This window comes from Actinosynnema sp. NPDC023658 (assembly GCF_040639995.1).
Lineage (GTDB): Bacteria > Actinomycetota > Actinomycetes > Mycobacteriales > Pseudonocardiaceae > Actinosynnema.
The window spans coordinates 1-6,542 of sequence record NZ_JBFAAX010000324.1 but is presented as its reverse complement, the minus strand read 5'-3'; the positions used below and the strand labels follow the sequence as shown (position 1 = coordinate 6,542).

Here is a 6,542-nt window from a genome sequence, read left to right as displayed (position 1 = left end):
AGCTCCTCGGGATCGGCCGGGCCGATGCCCTCGGTCCAGTCCAGCTCCCCGCCGGACAGCTCGCTGATCCGCTTGAGGATGGCGTAGCCGTAGCTGTCCGCCTCGGCCAGGATGCCCAGCACCATCGGTGTCGCCGAGGCGGCCACGAGGTCCTTGGTGACTTTCACGAGCCCTCCACCCTAGAAGTTCTAGGCATAGTAGAGCTAGGTATCGGAGGGTGCAACGAAGCCCCCTCCTCCGCCACGCGGACGTCGGAGTCGGCGTCAGCGGAGGGGGAGGAGGTCCTTCTGCGCCGCCAGGACGGCGTCCAGCTCGCGGTCGGCCAGGCGGGCGCGCTCCCAGATGGTGCCCGCCGCCTTCCGGTCGATCGGGTGGAAGCGGGACAGGGTCGGCTGCCACCCGTCGTCGAAGGTGACCAGCGCCCGCACCGGGACGTCCGCGTCGGGGTCGGGCGGGAGCGGGGTGTAGTCCGGCAGCGCGGGCAGCGGGGGCCGGCCGTCGTCGGACGCGGTCCTGGTGGCGTACTCCTGGCCCACGGCCGCGCGGAACGCGGCGTAGTCGGCCGGGCCGTCCTGGATCAGCAGCACCAGCCGTCGCGGTGAGCCGATCACGTGCAGCGACTCGACGAACTCCCACACCGTGCCGGGGGTGGGGGCGGCCGACAGGACGACGAGGTGCGCGTCGCGGATCAGCCGGGTCACCGTGTCCTGCCAGTCCGGTCCGGTGACGTAGCCGCGTCGCGCTCCGAGTTGCGGCGCGCGTTCGCCCGGCCGGCCGATGGCGACGACCTCCCCGAAGCCGCCGAAGTACCGGATCAGGTGTTCCTCGCGGGTCAGGCCGCGCCGGGACATCAGCGCGCCGACCGGGTTGCCCGGCAGCCCCGGGGGCGTCGCGAGCGCGGTGTCGGTGCGGAACGACCGCAGGTAGAGCACGTACCGCGTGCCGGGCAGCGCGTCGAACGACGCCACCGTCGTCGACCGGAACCTCTTGCCCCACACCGCGACGAGGTGCCCGCCCTCGAACACCACGGCCCCCGCCGCACCCGTCAGCACCTTCACCAGGATCGCGGACGGCCACCCCAGGTCCGGCTCGTCCAGCCAGAGCGCCAGGTTGTCGCGCGACAGCACGAACGCGCCGACGAACAGCACCACGCCCGCCGCCCGCAACACCCAGCTCACGACGGTCAGCACCGCCCCCGTCGCGACGTGCCCGCCTGATAATCGCCGCTCCGCCCTCATGCGGTCGGATGGTAGGCCGCGACCGACCCCCTCCGGGCGATCTTCCGGGATCGGGCGGTCACCGCCGGAGCGGGAGCGGACGAGCCGGCACCGGTGACCGGTCGTCACGGGGACGTGGTCCCGATGGGGTGAAGATCCACCACGGTCCGGCGAATCCACCGGTTCGAGGCGCGGGTCGCGGGGTGGCCGGTGGAACGCTCCGACGCACACGACGGCGGGCCGGTGCGGGCGGTCCGCCGGGGCGAGGGAGGACGTCATGAGCGGGCACCCCGGCGGGCGGCAGCAGCCCGACTTCCCCTACGGGCCGGACGACAGCACGTGGTCGGCCATCATGGCCTCGGCCGGGCTCGGTGACGGGGCCGCGCCGGTCATCGCGGGGCCCGCCGGTGACCCCAGGGAGGTCTACCCGACCGACCCGGAGCTGCGGACCGGGGAGTTCGAGATCCCCGCCGAGGGGTTGTGCGCCCCGCAGCGGTAGCGGGCGCTCAACCGGTTGGAGACCTACCTCGTCGGCAAGCACGAGACCATGGTGGGGTTCCAGGGCAACCAGGACATGGGGCACTACCAGCAGGACCTGGCCCGGTTCCTGGAGTTCCACCTCAACAACATCGGTGACCCGTTCCAGCAGGGCAACTACAAGCTCAACACCAAGATCGTGGAACGCGCGGTGCTCGACCACTACGCGTCGCTCTGGCGCGCGCCGTGGCCCTACGACGCCGACAACCCCGACAGCTACTGGGGTTACGTGCTGACGATGGGCGCCACCGAGGGCAACCTGTACGCGCTCGCCTCCGCCCGCGACTACCTGTCCGGCAAGAAGCTCATCAGCGAGCCCGGCGGTGACGGTGACGGGCAGTCGGCGTCGCAGATGATGTACGTGCAGGCCGTGCCGCCGACGCCGGTCGGGGGCAACGGTGCCTCGGGCAACGGCGACCGGGACGCGGCGACCCGGGCCAACACCTACCGCCCGGTGGCGTTCTACTCCGAGGACACGCACTACTCGGTGATCAAGGCGGTCCGGACCCTGGCGATCGACACCTTCGCCGCGATCGGCAGGAGGGAGTACCCCGGGCAGTGCCCGACCGCCGACGAGTGGCCGATGGAGGTGCCGTCCAAGGGCGGGCCGGAGGGCAGCGGCGAGATCGACGTGGAGGCGCTGGAGCGGCTCGTGCGGTTCTTCGCCGAACGCGGGCACCCGATCCTGCTGCTGCTCAACTTCGGCACGACGTTCAAGGGCGCCTACGACAACGTCGAGAAGATCGCCGGTCGGCTCGTCCCGATCTTCGCCGAGCACGGCCTGCTGGAGCGCGAGATCGAGTTCGAACCCGGGCGCACCGACCTCCGGCGGGGGTTCTGGGTGCACGTCGACGGCGCGCTCGGCGCGGGGTTCATGCCGTTCCTGCGGATCGCGGCGGCCCAGGAGCACGGCAGCGAGCTGGCCGTGCAGCTGCACCGGGAGATGAAGGGCAAGATCCCGGAGTTCGACTTCGGCCTGGAGGTGCACGGCGTCGACGTGGTCAGCTCCCTGGTGATGAGCGGGCACAAGTGGCAGGGTGCGCCCTGGCCGTGCGGGGTGTTCATGACCAAGAACAAGTTCCGGGTCGAGCCACCGTCCCAACCGGCCTACACCGGTTCCCCGGACACCACGTTCGCCGGATCCCGCAACGGCCTGTCACCGCTGGTGCTGTGGGACCACCTGGCATCCAGGTCCATCCGCGAGCACGCGACCGCGGCGGTGCGGGCGTTGCGCGTCACCCGGTACCTGGAGAGCTCGCTGCGGGAGCTGGAGGACCGGCTCGACCGGGAGGACCGGCTGCCCGAGGGCGGCCTGTACGTCGACCGGAGCTCGATGGCCCTGACCGTGCGCTTCCGCCAACCCCACGACGACGTGGTCGAGAAGTGGTCCCTGTCCTGCCAACCGATGCCGACGAACGCGGGCGGCCTGCGGCACTACGCGCACGTCTTCGCCATGCCGTCGGTCACCGAGGAGAAGATCGACGAGTTCGTCGAGGACCTCTTCGCCGAGGGCGCCTTCGACCGACCCGAACCGCCGTCGAAGCCGCAACGGCCGGTCGGCGCGTCGACCTTCGCCGCCGACGTGCGGCCGCTGGCCCTGGTGCCCGTCATCGGCCGCGGGATGCAGTGAGCCCGGACCGGCTCACGGGCCGGTCCGCGTCTCCACCAGCTTCGCCAGCAGGCGCGGGGTGGGGTGGTCGAACACGTCCCGCACGCCGAGCCGGACGTTCAGCCGTTGTTGCACGCGGGACAGCAGGCGGACCGCGATCAGGGAGTCGCCGCCCAGTTCGAAGTACGACGAATCGGGGTGGGTGTCGGCGTTGCCGACCGGCACACCGCGCCGGACCACCGGGTCCTGGCCGAGCGCGCCGCCGTCGACCGCGAGTGGACCTACGGCCACGTGGTGGTGGACGAGGCGCAGGAGCTGTCCGAAATGGACTGGCGGCTGCTGGCCAGGCGCAGCCCGAACCGGTCCATGACCGTCGTCGGGGACCTGGCCCAGCGGCAGTCCGCGGCCGGCGCCCGCGACTGGCGGCGGGTGCTGGACCCGCTGGCCCACGACCGGTGGCAGTACCGGCGCCTCACGGTCAACTACCGCACGCCCGCCGAGGTCATGGCCTACGCCGCCGCCGCGTTGGCCGAGGTCGACCCCACCGCCGTGCCGCCGACGTCCGTGCGGCACGGCGAGCCGCCCCTGGAGACCACCGGCGCCGACCCGGAGTCGTTCCGCCCGGCCACCGGCACCTTCGCCGTGATCACGCCCGACGGCCCGATGACGCCGCGCGCGTCCAAGGGCCTGGAGTTCGACGTGGTCGTCGTGGTCGACCCCGAGCGGATGACGCCCGCCGAGCGGTACGTCGCCCTCACCCGGGCCACCCGCCGCTTGGTCGTCCTGCGCACCCCGACCGGGACGCGGTGACGCCGGGAAGTCCGAAGTGGACCCGCCCGCGCCCCCTCCGGCCGCTGTCATGCGAACCGCCGTGCCCCGCTTTACGGTGAGTCGCATGGACGATCGGTGGGAGTACCTGGTGGTGCTCGCCGTCTGCCTCCTGCTGACCGCACCGCTGGAGTACCTGGGCGCGGGCGTCTACCGGAGGTTCGACGCGGTGGCCCGGACGTTGCTGCCGGTGGTGGCGCTGTTCGGGGTGTGGGACCTGGTGGCGATCGCCCGCGGGCACTGGTGGTTCGACGAGCGGTTCACGCTCGGGCTCGTCCTGCCGGGCGGCCTGCCGCTGGAGGAGGCGTTGTTCTTCCTGGTGGTCCCGCTCTGCGCGCTGCTCACGTACGAGGCGGTGCGCCGCGTGACGGCCACCCGCCCGAAAGGGGTCCGGTGGGCCCGGAATACCTGATCGCCGCCGTCGCGTCCGTCGGGCTGACGGTCGCGGCGGAACTGCTCCTGCTGCGCACCGGCCTGTTCCGCCGCCCGGCCTACTGGCTGACCATGGCGATCGTGCTGGCGTTCCAGGTGCCCGTGGACGGGTGGCTGACCAAGCTGAGCGCGCCCGTCGTCCTCTACGCGCCCACCGCCATCAGCGGGCTGCGCGTGCCGTGGGACATCCCGGTGGAGGACTTCCTGTTCGGCTTCTCGCTGATCACCCTGACCCTGCTCCTGTGGGAGCGGGCCCGCGCCCGGGAGGCGGTCCGATGACGAGGTTGGCGGTGGACGCGGTGCCCGCCGCGTTCGACTCGGCCGCCCGGGGCTACGACCGGCTGGTCGGCGCGAACCCCGGCTACCACCGGGAGCTGCGCCGTTCGGCCACCGCGCTCGGCATCGCGCGCGGCGGCGAGGGGCAGCGCCTGCTGGACCTGGGCTGCGGCACCGGCGCGTCCACGGCCGCGCTGCTCGCGGCCGCACCCCTGGCCGAGATCACCGGCGTGGACGCGTCGGCCGGGATGCTGGAGCAGGCCCGGCGCAAGCGCTGGCCGGACAACGTGTCGTTCGTGCACGCCCGAGCCGAGGAACTGGAGGCGCGCGGGCCGTACGACGGCGTCTTCGCCGCCTACCTGATCCGCAACCTGGGCCGGCCGGACCCGGTGCTCGCCGCGGTCCGCGGGCTGCTCAAGCCGGGCGCGCGGTTCGTCGCGCACGAGTACTCGGTGCGGGACTCGCTGGTGGCGACCGCGTGGTGGACCGCCGTCTGCTGGTCGGTGATCATCCCCGGCGGTGTGCTGGTGACCGGCTCGGCGGACCTCTACGCGTACCTGTGGCGCAGCGTCCTGGAGTTCGACGGCGTGCGCGCGCTGCGCCAAAGGATGCGGCGCACCGGGTTCACCGACGTCCGCGTCCTGCCCGCCGCCGGGTGGCAGCGGGGGATCGTGCACACGTTCGTGGGGCGGGCGTGAACCGCGACCGCAAGGCCGTGCGGGTTCCCGGTCCCGCCGGGCGGCCGACGTGCGACCGGGACGTGGTGGTCGTCGGCGGTGGCATCGCCGGGCTGGCCGCCGCCACCGTCCTGGCCGAGCGCGGAGCGCGGGTCGTGCTGTGCGAGCGGGAGGATCACCTCGGCGGCCGGGTCGGCGGGTGGGCCACGCGGTTGGCCGACGGCAGCGACGCCACCATGACCCGCGGCTTCCACGCTTTCTTCCGCCAGTACTACAACCTGAGGTCGCTGCTGGCCCGCGTCTACCCGGACGGCTCGGCGCTTGTCGGCCTGCCGGACTACCCGCTGTGGCACGCCGGCGGGCACCGCGACGGCTTTGCCGGGCTGCCCCGCTCCGCGCCGTGGAACGCCGCCGCGTTCCTGCTGCGCAGCCCCGCGTTCACCTGGGCCGACCTGCGCACCGTCGACACCCGCGCGGCCCTGCCGCTGCTGGACGTCTCGGTGCCGGGCACCTACCACGACCTCGACGACCTGGACGCGGCCACGTACCTGGACCGCGTCCGCTTCCCCCGCGCCGCGCACGCCCTGGCGTTCGAGGTGTTCTCGCGCAGCTTCTTCGCGCACCCGTCCCGGATGTCGGCCGCCGAGCTGGCGACCATGTTCCACACCTACTTCCTCGGGTCCAGCGAGGGCCTGCTGTTCGACGTGCCCGCCGACCCGTTCCCGCGGGTGCTGTGGGACCCGCTGGCCCGCTACCTGGCCGAGCGGGGCGCGGACGTCCGCACCGGGACGCCCGTGCTGCGGGTGGACCGGGGCGAGCGGTTCACCGTGCACCTGGCGGACTCGGTCCTGGAAGCGGACGCCGTGGTGCTGGCCCTGGACGTCGCGGGCCTGCGCCGGCTCGTGGCGGCGTCCGACCTGGGCACGCCGGGGTGGCGCGCGGACGTCGACGCGCTGGAGTGCGCGC

At 73.2% G+C, this 6,542-nt stretch carries 9 protein-coding genes; 7 read left to right on the top strand and 2 right to left on the bottom strand.

The window, feature by feature from the left end; all coding sequences use genetic code 11:
* Nucleotides 1-263: 263 nt before the first annotated feature.
* A complete protein-coding gene (locus AB0G02_RS25340; protein ID WP_360798087.1) occupies nt 264-1,238 on the bottom strand; it encodes a hypothetical protein in 975 nt (324 codons plus the stop codon).
* A 256-nt stretch (nt 1,239-1,494) separates the two neighbouring features.
* Here AB0G02_RS25340 and AB0G02_RS25335 point away from each other — a divergent pair, with 256 nt between their 5' ends.
* Nucleotides 1,495-1,716 (top strand): hypothetical protein, encoded by a 222-nt coding sequence (locus tag AB0G02_RS25335; protein ID WP_360798085.1) that lies wholly within the window; start codon nt 1,495-1,497, stop codon nt 1,714-1,716.
* 15 nt (nt 1,717-1,731) lie between these two features.
* Nucleotides 1,732-3,384 carry a hypothetical protein gene (locus tag AB0G02_RS25330; protein WP_360798083.1) on the top strand — a complete coding sequence of 551 codons (1,653 nt, stop codon included), beginning with the start codon at nt 1,732-1,734 and terminating at the stop codon, nt 3,382-3,384.
* A gap of 12 nt (nt 3,385-3,396) precedes the next feature.
* Here AB0G02_RS25330 and AB0G02_RS25325 read toward each other — a convergent pair whose 3' ends face one another.
* A complete protein-coding gene (locus tag AB0G02_RS25325) occupies nt 3,397-3,588 on the bottom strand; it encodes an acyl carrier protein (protein ID WP_360798081.1) in 192 nt (63 codons plus the stop codon).
* On the opposite strand from AB0G02_RS25325, the gene AB0G02_RS25320 reads away from it, so the two are divergent.
* From AB0G02_RS25320 to AB0G02_RS25300, 5 genes are all read left to right on the top strand, one after another.
* On the top strand, nt 3,562-4,173 hold the full coding sequence (locus AB0G02_RS25320) for an ATP-binding domain-containing protein (protein WP_360798079.1): 612 nt from the start codon (nt 3,562-3,564) through the stop codon (nt 4,171-4,173). The two genes, AB0G02_RS25325 and AB0G02_RS25320, sit on opposite strands and share 27 nt — an antisense overlap.
* An 85-nt stretch (nt 4,174-4,258) precedes the next feature.
* Nucleotides 4,259-4,603, top strand: coding sequence for a lycopene cyclase domain-containing protein (locus tag AB0G02_RS25315; RefSeq protein ID WP_360798077.1), 345 nt, complete (start codon nt 4,259-4,261; stop codon nt 4,601-4,603).
* Nucleotides 4,585-4,902 carry a lycopene cyclase domain-containing protein gene (locus tag AB0G02_RS25310; protein WP_360798075.1) on the top strand — a complete coding sequence of 106 codons (318 nt, stop codon included), beginning with the start codon at nt 4,585-4,587 and terminating at the stop codon, nt 4,900-4,902. Before AB0G02_RS25315 ends, AB0G02_RS25310 begins: the two co-directional genes overlap by 19 nt.
* Nucleotides 4,899-5,597, top strand: coding sequence for a class I SAM-dependent methyltransferase (locus tag AB0G02_RS25305; protein ID WP_360798073.1), 699 nt, complete (start codon nt 4,899-4,901; stop codon nt 5,595-5,597). Before AB0G02_RS25310 ends, AB0G02_RS25305 begins: the two co-directional genes overlap by 4 nt.
* Nucleotides 5,594-6,542 (top strand): FAD-dependent oxidoreductase (locus AB0G02_RS25300; protein ID WP_360798071.1); only part of this gene is annotated, 949 nt, incomplete at its 3' end. The genes AB0G02_RS25305 and AB0G02_RS25300, both read left to right, overlap by 4 nt.